Genomic DNA, 15,979 nt, shown 5'->3' with positions numbered 1-15,979 from the left:
ACACTCTGTCCCTCCTCGCCGCTCTTCCGATCTCCCCGCCTCTGCTCCGGGGACCCGCCCCGGGCTCCGTCGCCGGCGCGCCCCCGCGGAAACCACGCGGCCGGGCGCGGCCCGCGGGCCGCGCCGGGCGCCGTCCGTGCACCGTGGGGCGTGCGGCCCGCGAGCCGCACGGCCCACGCGCCCGTGACCGGACGCGCCGCCCATGCGAGACGGCCCCGTCCCTGCGTCCTGAGGCGGGCGGCCAGCGGGCGCGGGCCGGGAGGCCGTGGGGGCTCGCGGCCGCCGTGTCGCCACCCCGCGCCCTCCCCCGGCCGCCGTGAGCCGTCGAGCCGCTGGGCCACACCCGCGCCCCCACGCGCCCACGCGCCAGCAAGCATGAATGTTTTCATGCGCCTTGAAAACCGATCCGCATATATAAATACTGATCACGGACCACGGACCGGCCCACCCAGGCCCGGGACCGCGCCCTCATCCACCCTCACCATCCGCAACAGCCCCCGAGGAAGCCGACGGTCCCGCATGCGCCGCCCGCACCACCCGCCGCACCGGCGCCGCCCGCTCCTCGGGCACCCGCACGAACACCCCGAGCCGCCCTCGCCCACCCGCGCGCGGGGCGTTCGGCCGGGCCTCGCCTGCGCGAGCGCCCCCGTCGGACCACCCTCCACGACGCCGCACACCCGGAAGCGATCACCATGCCCCTGACGACCACGCGGATCAGCCCGGACTGGCCCTGCCAGGTCAAGACACCCGGCAGCTACGACTGGGAGCGCTCGGCGGTGAAGTGGCTGCGCGAGCTGGTGCCCGCGCGCTACGCCGGCTACCCCGCACTCATGCGCCACCCGGTCCTGCTCGCCCGTCACGCCCACCTCCAGGTGCAGCAGGAGATCCGGATCGCGCGCACCGCCCTGCAGACAGCGCGGGCCGACCTGCCCCGGCTGGGGCTGCCCGAGTCGGTCATCGAACACACGATCAAGCTGTACGCGGCCGAGCTCATGCAGCTCCAGCACATCGCCCGCAGCGTCCGCGCCGTGACCGAGGCACTGGTGGAGCGTCCCGCCGCCCGCTGAGGCGGTACGCGGCATGCCTCGAATCCCGGGACGGCGTGCGGGACGTGTGCACGGCCGGCCACCCATCGGCCACCGCGCTCCCGCCCGCGTCCGAGCCGCCTCGGGCCTGCCGTACGAGCGATCACCACGTACCCTGAAGAAACGTTCCTGCGACACGTACCGTGATCGCGGGACTCCGGCCGGACAACGCTGTGATCGGACCGGCCCCCATGTGCGATGCTCATGGCGTGACGAGCGAGCCAGTCTTCCCCGCGGGGTCCGGCGCCGCGCCGGACCTGGCGGCGCTGACCGAGGTCGTGGCCAGGCAGCGGGCCGAGATGGACCGGCTGCGGGACCTGGCGGCGGCCTCCGCCGTGCTGGAACGCGCCAAGGGCGCCATCATGGCGCTGACCGGCTGCTGCCCGGACGCCGCGCACGAGGAGCTGGTGCAGCGTGCCAGGGCGGCGGGCCGCACACTGACGGAGGAATGCTGGCTCACGCTCGGGGCGCTGGTGCCTCCGCCCGCCGCCCCGGCGGGCGGCCCAGGCACCAGCGCCCGGACCGCGTCCACCGGTGTGCCGTCACCCGCCTCCGCCCGGGTGCCGTCCCCCGGCGGCCCCCACGACTCCGCCGCCGGGCCGAACCCGGTCGGAGATGCCGACGGCTCCGCCGTCCTCGCCCTCCCCGGCCCGGCCCTGGCCCGGATCCGCACACCCCAGGGACTCGCCCGACGCCTGCTGAAGCACTTCGCTCCCCCGCCGGTCGACGCGGACGCGGTGATGATCTACCGCAGGTCGGGCTCCGGCGCCCTGGACCTGATCGGGCACGCCGGCATCGACGACACGCTCGCCGACCAGTGGCGCCACCTCCCCCCGGTGCGGCGGGCGCCCGCCCTGGAGGCACTCCTCACGCGCCGGCCGTTGTGGCTGGAGGACCACGCCGCCGACCAGCAGCGGTACCCGCTGCTCGGGGACACCCCCGGGCCGTGGCTGTCGCGGGCCTGGCTGCCCGTGGTGGCCGACGACACGGCGGACGTGGTCATAGGCGTGCTGCGCAACCGCCGCGGGCCCTTCGGTCCGCGCACCCGGGAGGTCCTGGAGGGCGCGGCCCAGATGTGCGCCGGCCGGCTGCGCGTGCTCACGGCGCGCCCGGGACGCCCCGTGAAGGGAGCCACGGAGGGGGCCCCGGGCACCGTGCCGCCCCTGTTCGACGCCCTTCCGGGCGTGTCCGTACTGGTGACGCCGTTGTACGGGCCGTCGGGAGAGGTGGAGGACTGCCGCATCGACGCGGCCACTCCGCAGACCGCCGACGTGACCGGCCGCACCGGGCGCGAGCTGGTCGGGCTGCGTCTGTCCGAGTGCTGGCCGGCGGTCACCGGCACACCCCTGTGGCAGGGCCTGACGAGCACGCTCGTCACGGGCAGACCGTACGAGGGCGAGCCGTTCGCACAGCGGGACCTCCTGGCCGGCGCCCAGGAACTGTCCACGTACTCGGTGCGGGCCGCGCGCCTGGGCGACGGACTGGTGGTCAGCCGGCTGCGGCACGAGTCCTCGGACCTCCAGGAACAGCGCCTGGCCGACCTGCAGCGACTCGGCAGGCTCGGCTGGGCGACCTGGGACCTGGTCACGCACGAGACGGCATGGTCGCCGCAGCTGTTCGCCCTCCTCGCCCGCGACCCCGCCCGCGGCCCGGTCCGCCTGGACGGCCTCGCGGACCTCGCCGTACCGGAGGACGGTCCCGTCCTGGCCCGCGCCGTCCGCGACCTGCTCGCCGACGGCAAGCCGTTCGACGTCCCCTTCCGGGTCGGCACGGCGGGCGGCGTACGCCATCTGCGGGCCGTCGCCGAGGCCATGCCCGACGCCGAGGGCGTCCCCGTCCAGGTGCACGGATTCCTCCAGGACCTCACCGCGCAGCGCAACGCGGAGCTCGCCCTCGTCGAGAGCGAGCGGGCGATGCTGGAGCAGCACGGCTTCCTCCAGGCCGAGCGGACGCTGGCGGGCCGGCTGCAGCACGCGCTGCTGCCCCTGCCGCGCCGGCCGGTGCGGCTGAGCGGGCTGCGGGTGGACATCGCCTATCTTCCGGCGCAGTCCGGCATCCACGTCGGCGGCGACTGGTTCAGCGCCATCGAACTGCCCGACGGCGACGCCCTGTTCGTGGTGGGCGACGTGGCAGGGCACGGCATCGACGCGGTGGCCACGATGGCGCAGCTCCGCTTCACCGCCAAGGGCATGATCATCACGGGCTCGTCGCTGACCGGAGCGCTGTCCCGGCTGAACACGCTGCTCCTGCACTCCCGCGACAACCACACCACCGCGACCATGGTGCTGGCCCGCTACCACCCGGACGAACGGCGCCTGGAGTGGGCCCAGGCCGGCCATCCGCCGCCGCTGCTGCTGCGCGGGGGCGAGGCCCGCTACCTGGAGCGGCCGCATGGTGTGCTGCTGGGGGCCACCGCGTCCCCGCGGTACGAGCAGGCCGAGTGCCTGCTGGAGCCGGGAGACCGGCTGCTGCTGTACACCGACGGCCTGGTCGAGCGGCCCGGTGAGCCCTTCGACCGGGGTCTGGACCGGCTCGCCGAGGCCACCACGGCCCACCACGACGACGACCCGGGTTCCCTCAAGCCGCTGCTGACGGCGCTGCTGGGGAGCGAACGGCGGGACGACGTGTGCGTCCTGGACATCCGGGCGCCCATGGAACCGGCGTAGGGGCGGGGCGCACCGGGCGCCGTGACCGGCGACGGCGGGCGGGGGCGTCGCCCGGTGCGCGGGCCACGACGCCGGGCAGCACCGGCCGGGTGCGGCCGACCGCGACGCCGGACAGCACCGGGCGGAAGGCACTGTCCCCGGTGCCACGTACGGCGAGGTGTTCGCGTCGTGCAGCGCCTCAGACACGGCTGCCGAAGGCGGATCGGAGCGGGCCGGGCCGCCCCGGAGAGGACGGGCGTACCCGCCGTCCACGAGCCGTCGGCCTGTCCCGGGCTCCGGGGCGGGGTCCGTCACCTCCTACGGCCCGGCGCGGCGACAGGGCGGCACGACGGCGCGGTTGTCCGCCGGCGACGACGCGCTGCCGCAGGCACAGGCACCCCGCGGACCCGCGACAGGGTGTCCCGGGCGGCCGGGAGGCAGGTCGGTTCAGCACTCGGGCCCGCCCGTGCTCGAAGCCCTCGGGCGCAGGGGCGCCCGGGGCATCAGTCTTCCGCCGGGTGTCCCGGCCGGATGTCGACGGCGTCCGACAGCCGCAGCAATGGCCCGTCGACGTCCTCCCGTTCGCCCGCCTCCTCCGGTTCGAGGAGGAACCCCACGTGGTCGCCCGCGTCGGTCCGCCGCAGGATCCGGCCGACGAACCAGGCCGGCGCCTCGTCCAGGACCAGCGCGCCCCCGGTCCGCTCCGTCCAGGCCGTCCGGGTGAACTTGTCCACGCCGTCGTCGGCGGTCAGGCCGCCGAACAGCGCGGCCAGCGCGTGCTGTTCGCGCGTCAGGAGGTGCACGGCGAGGCGGTCGGCGTGCTCGGCCACCCGGAACGTCCGGTTGGCCTTGGACAGCCACACCGTGAAGCGCACGGGCCGGATGGAGCACTGCGCGGCGAATCCCACCAGACAGCCGTCCCGCTCCCCGCCCGCCGCCGCGGTCACCACGCACATCTCCGGGTCGAGCCGGTGGGTGAACCTCCCGATGGCCGTCATCGCGCTCCGCTCCCTTCTCCGCGCCGCCGCCGTCGTGCGGCGACCCGGAACAGGTGCCCCGCGTCCCCGCCGTTCACGCGCCGCCGGCGGGCGTCCGGGCCTCCAGGGCGCGGCGGGTGTCGTCGCCGTAGACGCCGGTCTCGTCGCCGCGGATGCCGTACCAGAGCTGGAAGCGGGCGACGGCCGCCTCCAGGGCGGCGTCGTACCGGCCGCTGGTGCTGCCGTCGCGGTAGACGTCCGGGACGTGCAGGAGACGTACCTGCAACTCGGTGACCTCCGGGCCGCTGTCGCCCGCGCGCAGCGTACCGGGCCCGTCGGGGTCGTCCGCGGCGGTCGCGTCCGGGACGGGCGCGGGCGCGGCGGGCGGAGCGGTCGCGGAGGGGGCCGGGGCCGCTGAGGCGGTCACGGAGGCGGTGGCGGAGGGGCGCGGGGCCCGGGCCGCTCCCTGCTCGCCGCGCCCCGGCAGCAGCAGGGCACCTCCGAAACCGATCAGTGCGGCGGCGGCCACGGCCAGCGCCACGGCCGCCCGGCGGGTCCGGTGACCGGGCGGGTGCCCGGCGTCGTCCCCCGGTCCCCGGGCCGGGCGCGGGCCGGGAGCGGACTCCCCCGAACGGCCCGCGCCGGGAGCCGCGGGACGCCGGGCGCCGGCGCCGTCCCCCGGCGGGGCCCCCGCGGGCACCGGCGGCAGCTCCTGCGTCGGGTCCTCGGTTCCGCCGGCCGCCCGCGGCAGGGTCTCGCAGTCGTAGACCCCGGTGCCCTCCCGGAACTCCCGCATCAGTTCGGCCAGCGCGTCGGTGCGGCGCAGCCGCAGGACGCGGACCGGTTCGAGGGGAGGGCCGCCGCCGTGCGGCTGTCCGGCCCCGGGCGGTGTCGACACACTGCTCTCCTTCCGTCCGCGCACACCCACTCCATCCCCGGCAGGTGATACGCGCCCGGAGCGCCGTGGGTTCACCGGGCCGCCCCCGTCCCGCCGGCCCGGGCGCCTGCGGCCGTGCGGGGCGGCGGCCGGCGGCCGTCAGGCGGTCTCGTCCAGGAATCGCCGCACCGACTCCTTCATCGCGACGACGAAGCGGTCCCTGGCGGCGTCGTCGAGGGCGTCCAGGGACAGGTACGGATTGAGGTCCTCCAGCTCCACCAGCAGCAGTTCGCCGCCGGGCGCCCGGCAGGCGTCGACCCGCTGGATGCCGTGCGCGAGGCTGTTCCAGCCGACGAACCGGCGGGCGAACGCGAGGTCGCCGGGGGTCGGCGCGTACGGTTCCAGGCGCCAGCGGGCGCCGGGGTCCGGCGCGTACAGGGCGTAGTGGAACGCGTCGTCGACGAAGTAGAAGGACACCTCGTAGGCGAAGTCGACGTGCGGCTGGACCAGGACGCTGCGGTCGGCCAGGGCGGGGACCTCCGCGCGGGTGACGACCCGCAGTCCGGTGGAGTCCGCTCCCAGCTTGGGCTTGACCACGTACCGGTCCGCCGCGGGCAGCAGGCCGAGGTCCTCGGCCCGGTCGACGGTGGGGATGACGGGGAAGCCGGCGGCGGCCAGGTCCACCAGGTACTGCTTGCCGGCCATGTCCCCCCTGCCCGTGAGCGGGTTGTAGACCGGCACCGCGTTGTGCAGGGCCCGCGCCCGGAAGTCCTCGTACGCCTCCCGGTACTCCAGGACGGGTCCGCTGTTGCGCACGACGACGGCGTCGAAGGCGTCCATGAGCGCGGCCGCGTCCCTCGGGTGGCACAGGGCCAGGTCGAAGTCGTCACGCAGCCGGGAGGTCAGGTAGACGTCCTCGTCGCCGTACCGGCGTCCGCGCGCCGGGTACGCCAGGTCGGTGACGTAGAGGAGACGGGGGCGGATCGGAGACATGGTGCGGGCTCCCAGGGGCGGAGGTGGTCGGTGCGTCGGCGGTGCAGGAAGGTTACGCCCCGGCCAGGGGCGCGGCACTCCGTTCCCCACCCCGGCTGCACTCGGTGCCGTCCGGGTGCGGCCTGATGCTACGTTCGCGGCATGAGCAGCAGGAACGCGTCCCCCGGGCGGGGTGAGAAGGCGCAGGCGGCGACCGCGAAACCGCCCATGCGGGACGCCCTGGTGGCGGCGGCCTTCCGGCTGTTCCTGGAGCGCGGCTACGAGCAGACCACGGTCGACGACATCGTCGCGCTCGCCGGGGTCGGACGGCGGTCGTTCTTCCGCTACTTCCCGTCCAAGGAGGACGTGGTCTTCCCCGACCACGAGCGGTGCCTGGCCGACATGACGGCCTACCTCTCCGCCGGCACGGACGAGGAGGAGCCCGTGCAGCGGGTCTGCGACGCGGCCCGGCTGGTGCTGCGGATGTACGCCGACAACCCGACGTTCTCCGTGCAGCGTTACCGGCTCACCAGGAAGGTGCCGGGGCTGCGGGCCTACGAACTGTCGGTGGTCTGGCGCTACGAGCGGGCGCTCGCGCAGTACCTGCGTGGCCGGTTCGCGGGTCGGCGCGACGGCACCCTGCGGGCCGACGTGGTCGCCGCCGCCGTGGTCGCCGCGCACAACAACGCCCTGCGCTCCTGGCTGCGTTCGGACGGTCAGGGCGATGCGGGCGCCGCGGTGGACCACGCGCTGGCCCATGTGCAGGACGCGTTCGGCCACCCGCCCGCCGGCCCGCCGGACGCACCGGCCGAACGGCGTCCGGAACAGCCGCGGGAGCGGCAGGACGACGTGGTCGTGATCGTGTCGCGGCGCGGGGCGCCGCTGTGGCGGGTGGTGCAGGAGATCGAGTCGACCCTGGGCCGGGACTGACCGCGGCGGGGGCGGAACCCCGTACCTGTCCGCGGCGGTCTGGGACCCGGAGCGGCGGCCCTCACCTGGAGCGGTCCGAAGCAACCGGCGAAAGGGTGGCCCGCGGGCCGAGATTGAGGGTACGGAGTGCCTTTACGAGTGGCACTGAGTGCCATACTCTGTGCCCGTGCACGGTGGCACGGCGAACCGCGCACGCACGGGCACGGGTGACCCGAGCACGTGATTTCCGGCCGAGCGCAGGGAGCTGACCAGCGTGTACCACCACTCAGGAAACGCCGCTCATCCGGCGGGCGGCTCCGTGACGGGCCTCCTGGAGCCCGAGGCCCGCGACCCGGAAGCCCTGTACTTCCAGCGCTGCGCCTGGTGCGGCACCGCCATGTACCACCGGCTGCTGTGCCCGGTGTGCCGGGGCAGCGACCTCAGGACGGAACGCAGCGAGGGCACCGGAACGGTCCGCCACTCCACGGTGGTGCACCGCAACACCCCGGCCGCGCGCAACGTGTCCCTCGTCGAGATGGCCGAGGGCTTCATCGTGCGGGGCCGGGTCATGGGCCCGCCCATCGGCATCCACAGCGGCGACCGGGTCCGGCTGTCCACGGCCCAGGACGCGGTCCGCGGCGAGCCGGTCTTCCAGCTGCTGGACGAGCACTACCGCGCCTGGACCTGACGTTCCGTCGCCCGCCGGCCGTACGGGCGCTCCTCACCGGGCTGCCGGGCAGGCGGCGGACCGGGGTGCCGCGCGGGCCGGGACGCGAGCGTGAGCAGCGTCAGCGCCGCACAGACCACGTAGACCGAGCCCGGCCAGGCGAGCAGCGCCGGATAGGGGCTGGGACGTGCCAGGTTGTCCTCCGCGCGGATGAGCTGCGGGACGAGCCGGCCCCCCGCGGCGAGCGCCCACACCACGAGCGTGACCCGGGCGAGCCGGCTCTCCCGGTGGGGGCCGTGCACCAGCCAGATCATGGCGGGCAGGCACCAGATCCAGTGGTGGCTCCACGAGACGGGGCACACCAGCAGCCCGTACAGCTCCACCGCGACGAGGACGCCGAGCGGGTCCTGCCGCCGTACGGCGCTCCGCAGCGCCAGGGCCGCGCCCAGGGTGACCAGTGTGAGGGCGGTCCACCAGACAAGGGTGGCGCCGCCGCCCTCCTGGCCGAGCAGGCGGTACAGCGCTCCGCGCAGGGACTGATTGCGCACGGACCACACCGGGCCCACGCGCCCCGGGTCCGCCACGAGGCCGAACCAGTACCGGGCGGACTCGTGCGGGGCGACGCACCAGGCCGCCGCCGTGGCGACGCCGGCCGCGACGCCGGCCCAGGCGGCCGCCCGCCACTGCCGGGTCGCCAGCAGGTACAGCCCGCCGACCGCCGGCGTCAGCTTCACTGCCGCCGCCAGCCCGACGGCCGCACCCCGGCCCACCGCACTGCGTGACACCGTCAGGCCCGCGAGGACGACAGCGCCCAGCAGCAGGTTGACCTGCCCCAGGTCGAGGGTGTGCCGCACGGGTTCCAGCCACAGTCCGGCGGCGGTCCACAGCAGCGACACGGCGCGGTGGTGCGCGCGCGGGGACGGGACGCGGTGGCGTCCGGGCGGTGCCGGGGCTCGGTGGTGCGCGCCGGAGCGCAGGAGCAGCCGGACCGCGCAGGCGCTGACGACGAACAGGGCCGCCACGGAGGCCACCTGCCACAGCAGGAGCCCCGCCGCCCAGGGCAGGCGGGACAGCGGCAGGAACAGCAGGGCGGCGAAGGGCGGGTAGGTGAAGGGCAGTGCGGGGATGGGCGGCCGGGTGCGCAGGACGTAGTCGTACAGGCCGCCGGTGAGGAGGTGCGCGGAGGCCTCGCGATAGACGCGCAGGTCGAGCGGGTGGGAGGGGTGCGTCGCCACGGCGAGGACGTGCAGCGCCAGGGAGGCGGCGAGGCACCAGCCGGCGTGAGCGGTGAGCCACGCACCGATCGCCCGGCGCACCGTCCGGACTCCACCCACCCGCACCAGCCCCGTCACGTCCGCCGGAATCCCGTACCGCCCTGAACGCCGTCGGCCCGGTCCGCCCCGCGCGGTCGGCGGCGGGGTGTGCGGGGTGCGTGCGCGGGACCGCGGCGGCGCCGGACGCGCACCGCGACCTTCGGCGGCCGCAGCCTAACCGTGCGGACGCGCCCGCACGGCCGCCGCCACGCGGGGAGCGCCGGCCGCCGGTCGTGCTCACCGCCGTGTCCACGGGGACCTCCTGCCGGCCGGCCCTGAAGCCATCACCCTGCCGAGTGACCGTCGGCGCACGCGCACCCGCCACCCCGATGAGTGACCCGTCGCCCCTCGCCGAGCCGTGAGGCGGTCCGCCCACTGCCGCGACGACCCGACGAGCCGCCTTCGCGTACGGCGCCGGGAAACGCGTCAGGACGGCACCGGGCCCTCCGGCTCCCCTGCGTCCGAGTCGAACACCTTCGTGAAGGTGGCCCCGCACCGGCAGTGCGAGTGCTCGATCACTTCTCCTTCGGCCGAGACGCTCAGACCCTGGTTGAGCCGCACGTGCACATGATCACCCATGAGGGCTCCCTTCCTTGACGTCCGTGCCCCGTCATCGTGGAGCCCGAAGGAGTGAACCGGCAATGCCGCAGCTCACACGTGAGCCAGTCGATCAGGACGTCCACATTCATCCGCGGGCCCACCGCGGCGCCCGGACGGGCGTACGAAGTGCGTGCCCGCCTTCGGGGCCCAGGCTCGCATGTCCGGGCCACCCGGACGGCTTCGTGGACGGCTGGGCTGCTCGTGCGCCGGATTTGCCACTGCGGGTGACCGGCGGCGTACGCGGGGAGGAACGGCGGCGGCGCGGTACATGACCTCCCTCGCCTCGAGGCGCTGCTGTCCGCGCTGGACGCCGTCGACCGGGCGTGCGCCGACGAGGTCACTTGGGTACTCGGGCAGAGGCATCACATTCGATGCCCTCAGATCGCCGGCAAGCGGAGATGATGAAGGATGCAGCACCACGAGTTCCTCGCTCGCGTGCGCGAGCTCGGCGAATACACCAGCCAGGACGAGGCCGCGAAGGTCACCGAAGCGGTGCTGAGCGTGCTGGCCCAGCGCATCAGCCCTGGCGAGGTCGATGACCTTGCCTCCCAGCTGCCCGGACCGCTAGGACAGCAACTGGTCGAGGCCAAGCCGGCGCAGGCCGAGAGCTTCGGCATCGAGCAGTTCTACCACAGGGTCGCCGAGGGCACCGGTGCCCGGCCGCGCACCGCGGAGTGGGACGCCAGCGCGGTCCTGACCACCCTGGCCGGCGCCGTCTCCGGTGGTGAGCTGAACCAGATCATCAGCCAGCTCCCCTCCGGCTACGCCGTCCTGTTCGGCAAGGCCGATCTGGCCGGCTGAAGACCAGGGCCCCGGGGCACCCCGAGCAGGGCCACACCGCCCGCGCGCAGACCACCACCGGTCCGCTCGGCCAGGGCCTGACCGGCACAGCCTGCGCTCCGGGCGCGCCAAGCCGCGCAAGATCCCCATCAGCGGGCGCCGCAAGGAGAGCTCGCGCTCACCGACGGCGGCCGGAGCCGACCAGGGGCAGAGGACGGGCACCTGATCTCCCCCTGACTCTCACCCGCCTCCGCCCCACCGGAGAGGGTGGCGGCCGACGCGACCCTGCGACGCGAAGCCTTCGTCGACCGGGACCGGAGGCCACCGGGCAGACCGCTGCCCGGACGTCGGCGCCGTCCTCGGCACCGTCGCCGACGCTGCCGGCCACGACCTCATGGGCCCGGTTCTGCCCCAGCTCCCGGACGACCTGTACGTGGGGCGTCTCTTCCCCCGCTTGCGAGCGCTTCTCACGGCGTGCGCGCAGCCGTGCTCCGGGCGCCCGGCGCCGGGATGCCCGGCGCTAGTGCCGCGGCAGGCACTAGATGTTCTGGAACTCGTTCGGCAGTTGCGACATCACATCGTGCCACTCCGTGCCGGGGACGGCCTCTGCCAGAGTCATGAAAACCGCCGCGACGCCCCTGCGCGCCACGGTCTCATCGACGCCCGCACGCTCACTCACTCGCCGGACGAACTCGTCAACGCCGAATTTCTGGGCTACGTTCTCCGGTGGGACCAGAGGCGGGGCGACCTCGGCGGGCAGGACCTCGGCCAAGTGCCTGGCCTCGCCGCCGGTGATCCGTTCGCCCAGCGTCAGCATCGTGGCCCGGGTCAGCTCCCAGGCCTGCTCCTCGGGCACGTGGGCCCGTTGGCTGACGAGCCGGATGAACTCGTCGCTGTCCATGGCGCCTCCAAACGGTCGCTAGCCGGAGCCGGCCGGGCCCGCGGGAGCGGAGAGCAGGATGTCGTACTCCCTGGGCAGTTGGGCGGTCGCATCGCGGAACTCCTGGTCGCCGGCCGCTTCCCTCAGGGTGGCCAGGACCGCGCGGATCCCCGCCTCCGCGAGTTCGCGGGGCACGTCCGCGCGGTCCGCCACACGCCGGACGAACGAGTTGGCCCCGTAGCCCTTCGCGATCTCCTCGTCCGTGTGCAGCCAGCTCTTCAGCGGCTCGGGCAGCCGCTCCGCGAGGTCCTGGGCCTCGCCCCCGCTGATCCGGTCGGCGAGCACCTCGAGGGTGGCGCGCGTGAGGGCCTCCGCAACGTCGGGGGAGACGCCCGCCCGCTCGGCTGTCTTCGCCAGGAATGCGTCGTACTCCATGGGCCCCTGCCCCAGTCGTCGTCAGGCCGTTCGTCGGCGTGATCACCAACAGATCCAGTCAAACCCATACCTGTCGCCTCGGCCACTGGGCAGGACCGGCACCGATCCCCCCGTGTCGCGGAGCGGCCATGACTTCGTGCAGGTCAGCGCATACGTGCCAGTGCGGGAAGACCTGCCGGTTGCTGCCGCATGCCCGGCGGGGTCCACTGGGGGTAGAGGGCCTCATCCAGAAAGGGGCTGTTCCATGGAACGGCAGGCAAAAGATCCCGGAGCGCGGGTGGCCGCCCGCGGCCGAGCGCTCCCGGAGGTGACGTCGTGACCGCGCGGGTCGAGTGCGTGGTGACGACCGGTGTCGTGGCCGGACCGGACGCCGACGACATGCCGATGCAGAACAACGTGTGGATCGTCGGTGACGACGAGCAGGCGATGGTGGTGGATGCCGCACACGAGCCGGACGTCATCGCCACGGCGCTCGGCGACCGCCGCGTGGTGGCGATCGCGTGCACCCACGCACACAGCGGACACGTCGACGCGGCCGTGGCTCTGTCGGACCGCACCGGGGCTCCGATCATGCTGCACCCGGACGACCTGGAGCTGTGGCGCCGCAGCTTTCCCAGCCGTGTCCCCGACGAGGAACTCGTCGACGGCCGGGTGATCGACGTCGCCGGAACCGCTCTGACGGCGCGTCACACTCCGGGACACACGCCGGGATCCGTAAGTCTGTACGATCCGGCGCTGCGCAGCGTCTTCACCGGAGACATGCTGCTCTCCCGCGGCCCTGGAGTCATCGGGCCGGAGGACTCCGACTTCCAGGCGATGATCCACTCGATCCGCGAGCGCCTCGCCACCCTGCCCCCCGAGACGGTGGTCTGCCCGGGGCACGGCGACATCACCACGGTCGGCGAGGTGGGCGAGCGCGTCGAGGACTGGCTCCGCCGCATCACATGAGAGCGAGAGGCCCGGGAAGCCGAAGACGGCCAGGGCGCCGGCAAGCCACCCTCTTCGACCTGACGACGCCGCTGGGCAGTCGGGCTGACGATGTGTGCCCCGCTTCCTCGCTAGGGAGCTGCGGCGGCACCGCCGTGTGGTCGGCTCCCGATGAGTCGGCCGATCGGTGCGTGGTTGTTTCGGGTGCAGGCTGACGGGGACCCGGACGGCAGGCCGCCGGAGGGCCGGCGGCACCGTCCGTTCCACCCGGTCCGGGTGAGCGGCCGACGGGGCGTGCCGGAGTCACGGACGTCGCCGTACCAACTTCCGGGAGTCGGGCCTCTTGCGCCGTCTGATCATCGCCGTGCCGCGGTGATACCGCGGCGCCCAGGGAAGGCATCATGAAAGCAGCGGCCCTCCGGCCGGGCGCGCACCCGTGACGTGGCTGCGGGCCTTCGGTGAGGTCGTGCGGTCCGGGCTCACGATCGAGGAGACGCGGCTTGAGCCCCTGCTCGCGCTGCGCGCGGCCGCTGGGGTGGCGATCGTCATCGGGCCGATGCTGTGGCTGGTCTCCCCTGCGTACGCCGCGTCCGCCGCCCTCGGTGCCTACTCCGCGGGTGGAGCCACGTTCCAGCGGACCTGGCGTCCACGCAAGGTGATCGCGCTCGGGGCGGGCGCGGGTCTGGCGCTCAGCACCTTCGTCGGCTACCTGACGGCGGGGCGGCTCGTGACGTTCCTCCCGCTGCTGGCCGTATGGGCCTTCGCCGCGGGGATGGCATGGGCGGTCGGAACGACCGCTGGGATCGTCGCAGCGACGACCGTGGGCAGCATGCTGGTGACCATCACCCTGCCCACGAGCGTCGAGCAAGCCCTGGAGCACGCCGGGGTCATCGCGCTCGGGGGTGTGGCGCAGGCCGTCCTGATCCTGCTGTTCCCGATCCGGCGTTGGGGTGCGCATCGTGACGCGCTCGCCGACGCCCTGGCCGCCGTGGCGGACTACGCCCGCCGGCTGCGGCACGACCCGACCGCCCCGTTCGACCCGGAGCCGTTGATGACGGCCCGGGACGCGGCTGCCGTGACGCCGTCACAGGCCCGCACCCGTCCCCCCGTCCTCCACGGTCCCCGGGGACTCGCCGAGCGCATCCGGCCGGTCGTCGCCGCGCTCGCCGACCCCTACGTCGGCGCCCCGGCGGAGGGACCCGGGCGCGACCGCGCGCGGGAGTTGCTCGACGCGGCCGCCGACGTCCTGGATGCGGCCGCCCGTTCGATCCGCCGCGGCACTCCCGCCGAGGTGCGGCCCGGGACGACGGACGTCCTGCGCGTCGACGAGGAGAACGAGGTGCTGGAGGGTCCCGCGCGGCAGGCCGCCGAGCGGCTCGTGGACCTGCTCGGCGAGGCGTTGGAGATCGCCGGGATCGGCGGCGCGCGCGGGAGGGCGCTCACGGCGCCCGGCCCCGCCGGCGCCCAGTTCCTGGTGCGCCCGACAATGTTCCGGCTGGTCCCGATGGTCGTCCGGGCGGTCCGCCGTGAGCTCCGCCGGGACTCCCCCGTGTTCCGGCACGCCGTCCGCCTGGCGGCGGTGGCCACGCTCGGCTACCTGATCGCCGCCCGGCTCCCCCTGGGACACGGCTACTGGGCGCCCATCGCCTCGGTGATGGTGATGCGGCCGGACTTCCACCGGACGTACGCGCGTGCCGTGGCCCGTCTCGCCGGGACCCTGGCAGGGGTCACGCTCGCCACCGGGATGGTGCGGGCCCTGGGCCCGGACGCCCATGTGTTCGGCGCGTTGGCGGTGGTCTCGGCGGGCCTGGCGTACACGGTGATCCGGACCGGCTACGCCTACTCCCAGTGCTTCACCGCCGCGTACGTCGTCTTCCTGCTCGGCATGGGCGGCCAGGCGTGGAAGCAGACGGTCCCGGAGCGGGTGGTGCTCACCCTGCTCGGCGGGGCCCTGGCGATGCTGGCGTACGTGGTGTTCCCCGCGTGGGAGACCCCCCGGCTGCCGGGCCGGCTCGCGGACTGGCTCGCCGCCAATGGCCGCTATGCGGCCGCGGTGCTCCGCAACTACGCCGAACCGAGCCGGGAGCGTCACGCCGACATGCGCAGGGCACTGCTGTCGAGCAGGGAGGCGCGTGCCGCCTGGCAGGAGGCATACGACCGGGCGAGGCAGGAACCCGTCCGGCCCAGGGGCCTGACGTGGCGTGAGGCTCAGGAGGCGCAGGATGCGCTCAAGGGGTTCGGCCGCGCGGCGATGCTCATGGAGAGCCACGTCCCACGGGCCGACAACCGTTTCGTCCCCGAGGCGGAGCGGTTCGCAGAGGCGCTGGAGGCGGACACCGAGAAGGCGGCAGTCGACGTGCGCGAGCACAGGAATCCGGACTGGGGGCGGGTGGAGGAGGCTCTCCACGCGTGGAAGGACGCCGCCGCCGACAATCGGAGTCAGGTCGTGCGGCGCGAGGCGGAACTGCAGAAACGGGCCCTGGAAGATCTTGCGACGGCGGTGAGCCGCACACCCCTGGAACGGGACGTCGTCTCTGCTCGCGAGGAGCAGCGGGTGCGGGCCGCCGTGGCGGCGGAAGGTGACACACCAGGACCCGCGCCCCGCAGTGGCTGACGGCACCGGTGACGGGGAGCACCGCGCCTGCCGGAGGGCAGTGCGCCTGCCGGAGGGCAGTCCCGCGGCCCGCGTCGAGCGCCGCGCACGCAGACCGCTGTAGGCATGACGAAGAGCAGCCCGGCCAGGGTGCTGCGGCGCGCCGTTTCGGCAGTGGGCCGACCGCCCCCCGAGGGACGGTGCGGCCCCCCCGGGGGGCGTGAGGGCGACCGCCCCCGGGGCCACGCTGTGGGAGCGGCGTCCGGCCGCGGACGACTTCCTCCACCTCGTGGCCGGAACGGCTGACCTGCCCTGGGAA

At 74.7% G+C, this 15,979-nt stretch carries 15 protein-coding genes; 8 read left to right on the top strand and 7 right to left on the bottom strand.

From position 1 onward, the window contains the following. Positions 1–686 precede the first annotated feature (686 nt). Together ACWDNY_RS29035 and ACWDNY_RS29030 are read left to right on the top strand one after the other, a co-directional pair. Positions 687–1,067 (top strand): hypothetical protein, encoded by a 381-nt coding sequence (locus tag ACWDNY_RS29035; RefSeq protein ID WP_451648782.1) that lies wholly within the window; start codon positions 687–689, stop codon positions 1,065–1,067. Between the two features lie 209 nt (positions 1,068–1,276). Continuing rightward, positions 1,277–3,751, top strand: a complete 2,475-nt coding sequence (locus ACWDNY_RS29030) for a SpoIIE family protein phosphatase (RefSeq protein ID WP_451648780.1) — start codon at positions 1,277–1,279, stop codon at positions 3,749–3,751. A gap of 482 nt (positions 3,752–4,233) precedes the next feature. Here the strand turns inward: ACWDNY_RS29030 and ACWDNY_RS29025 are convergent, their stop codons facing one another. The 3 genes from ACWDNY_RS29025 to ACWDNY_RS29015 all read right to left on the bottom strand — a co-directional run bounded on the left by ACWDNY_RS29025 (position 4,234) and on the right by ACWDNY_RS29015 (position 6,577). Beyond that, positions 4,234–4,728 carry a flavin reductase family protein gene (locus ACWDNY_RS29025; protein ID WP_451648779.1) on the bottom strand — a complete coding sequence of 165 codons (495 nt, stop codon included), beginning with the start codon at positions 4,726–4,728 and terminating at the stop codon, positions 4,234–4,236. A 73-nt stretch (positions 4,729–4,801) separates the two neighbouring features. Beyond that, positions 4,802–5,605 (bottom strand): peptidoglycan-binding protein, encoded by an 804-nt coding sequence (locus ACWDNY_RS29020; protein ID WP_451648778.1) that lies wholly within the window; start codon positions 5,603–5,605, stop codon positions 4,802–4,804. A 138-nt stretch (positions 5,606–5,743) separates the two neighbouring features. Beyond that, the gene (locus ACWDNY_RS29015) at positions 5,744–6,577 is read right to left on the bottom strand and encodes a hypothetical protein (RefSeq protein ID WP_451648777.1); all 834 of its coding nucleotides are present in this window, start codon (positions 6,575–6,577) and stop codon (positions 5,744–5,746) included. Positions 6,578–6,718: 141 nt separating this feature from the next. Between ACWDNY_RS29015 and ACWDNY_RS29010 the strand changes: the two genes are divergently transcribed. Further along, positions 6,719–7,486 carry a TetR family transcriptional regulator gene (locus ACWDNY_RS29010; protein WP_451648776.1) on the top strand — a complete coding sequence of 256 codons (768 nt, stop codon included), beginning with the start codon at positions 6,719–6,721 and terminating at the stop codon, positions 7,484–7,486. Between the two features lie 253 nt (positions 7,487–7,739). Continuing rightward, positions 7,740–8,153 carry a Zn-ribbon domain-containing OB-fold protein gene (locus ACWDNY_RS29005; RefSeq protein WP_451648775.1) on the top strand — a complete coding sequence of 138 codons (414 nt, stop codon included), beginning with the start codon at positions 7,740–7,742 and terminating at the stop codon, positions 8,151–8,153. On the opposite strand, the gene ACWDNY_RS29000 is transcribed toward ACWDNY_RS29005, so the two are convergent. Both ACWDNY_RS29000 and ACWDNY_RS28995 read right to left on the bottom strand, forming a co-directional pair. After that, positions 8,135–9,448, bottom strand: a complete 1,314-nt coding sequence (locus tag ACWDNY_RS29000; RefSeq protein WP_451648774.1) for a glycosyltransferase 87 family protein — start codon at positions 9,446–9,448, stop codon at positions 8,135–8,137. The two genes, ACWDNY_RS29005 and ACWDNY_RS29000, sit on opposite strands and share 19 nt — an antisense overlap. Positions 9,449–9,871: 423 nt before the next feature. Further along, entirely contained in the window at positions 9,872–10,024 is a 153-nt protein-coding gene (locus ACWDNY_RS28995) for a hypothetical protein (protein ID WP_451648773.1), read from the bottom strand. 429 nt (positions 10,025–10,453) lie between these two features. Here ACWDNY_RS28995 and ACWDNY_RS28990 point away from each other — a divergent pair, with 429 nt between their 5' ends. Next, complete coding sequence (locus ACWDNY_RS28990; RefSeq protein WP_451648772.1) at positions 10,454–10,846, top strand: DUF2267 domain-containing protein; 393 nt, start codon at positions 10,454–10,456, stop codon at positions 10,844–10,846. Next, the gene (locus ACWDNY_RS28985; RefSeq protein ID WP_451648781.1) at positions 10,843–11,349 is read left to right on the top strand and encodes a hypothetical protein; all 507 of its coding nucleotides are present in this window, start codon (positions 10,843–10,845) and stop codon (positions 11,347–11,349) included. Before ACWDNY_RS28990 ends, ACWDNY_RS28985 begins: the two co-directional genes overlap by 4 nt. A gap of 14 nt (positions 11,350–11,363) precedes the next feature. Here ACWDNY_RS28985 and ACWDNY_RS28980 read toward each other — a convergent pair whose 3' ends face one another. Continuing rightward, on the bottom strand, positions 11,364–11,726 hold the full coding sequence (locus ACWDNY_RS28980; RefSeq protein WP_451648771.1) for a DUF2267 domain-containing protein: 363 nt from the start codon (positions 11,724–11,726) through the stop codon (positions 11,364–11,366). An 18-nt stretch (positions 11,727–11,744) separates the two neighbouring features. Beyond that, positions 11,745–12,140: a DUF2267 domain-containing protein gene (locus ACWDNY_RS28975; RefSeq protein ID WP_451648770.1), complete on the bottom strand. Its 396-nt coding sequence runs from the start codon at positions 12,138–12,140 to the stop codon at positions 11,745–11,747. A 315-nt stretch (positions 12,141–12,455) separates the two neighbouring features. On the opposite strand from ACWDNY_RS28975, the gene ACWDNY_RS28970 reads away from it, so the two are divergent. Beyond that, positions 12,456–13,088: an MBL fold metallo-hydrolase gene (locus ACWDNY_RS28970; protein WP_451648769.1), complete on the top strand. Its 633-nt coding sequence runs from the start codon at positions 12,456–12,458 to the stop codon at positions 13,086–13,088. 415 nt (positions 13,089–13,503) lie between these two features. Beyond that, a complete protein-coding gene (locus ACWDNY_RS28965) occupies positions 13,504–15,681 on the top strand; it encodes an FUSC family protein (protein ID WP_451648768.1) in 2,178 nt (725 codons plus the stop codon). Positions 15,682–15,979 lie beyond the last annotated feature (298 nt).

It is taken from the genome of Streptomyces sp. NPDC003697, from assembly GCF_053587115.1.
This window is presented reverse-complemented; position numbering and strand designations above follow the sequence as displayed.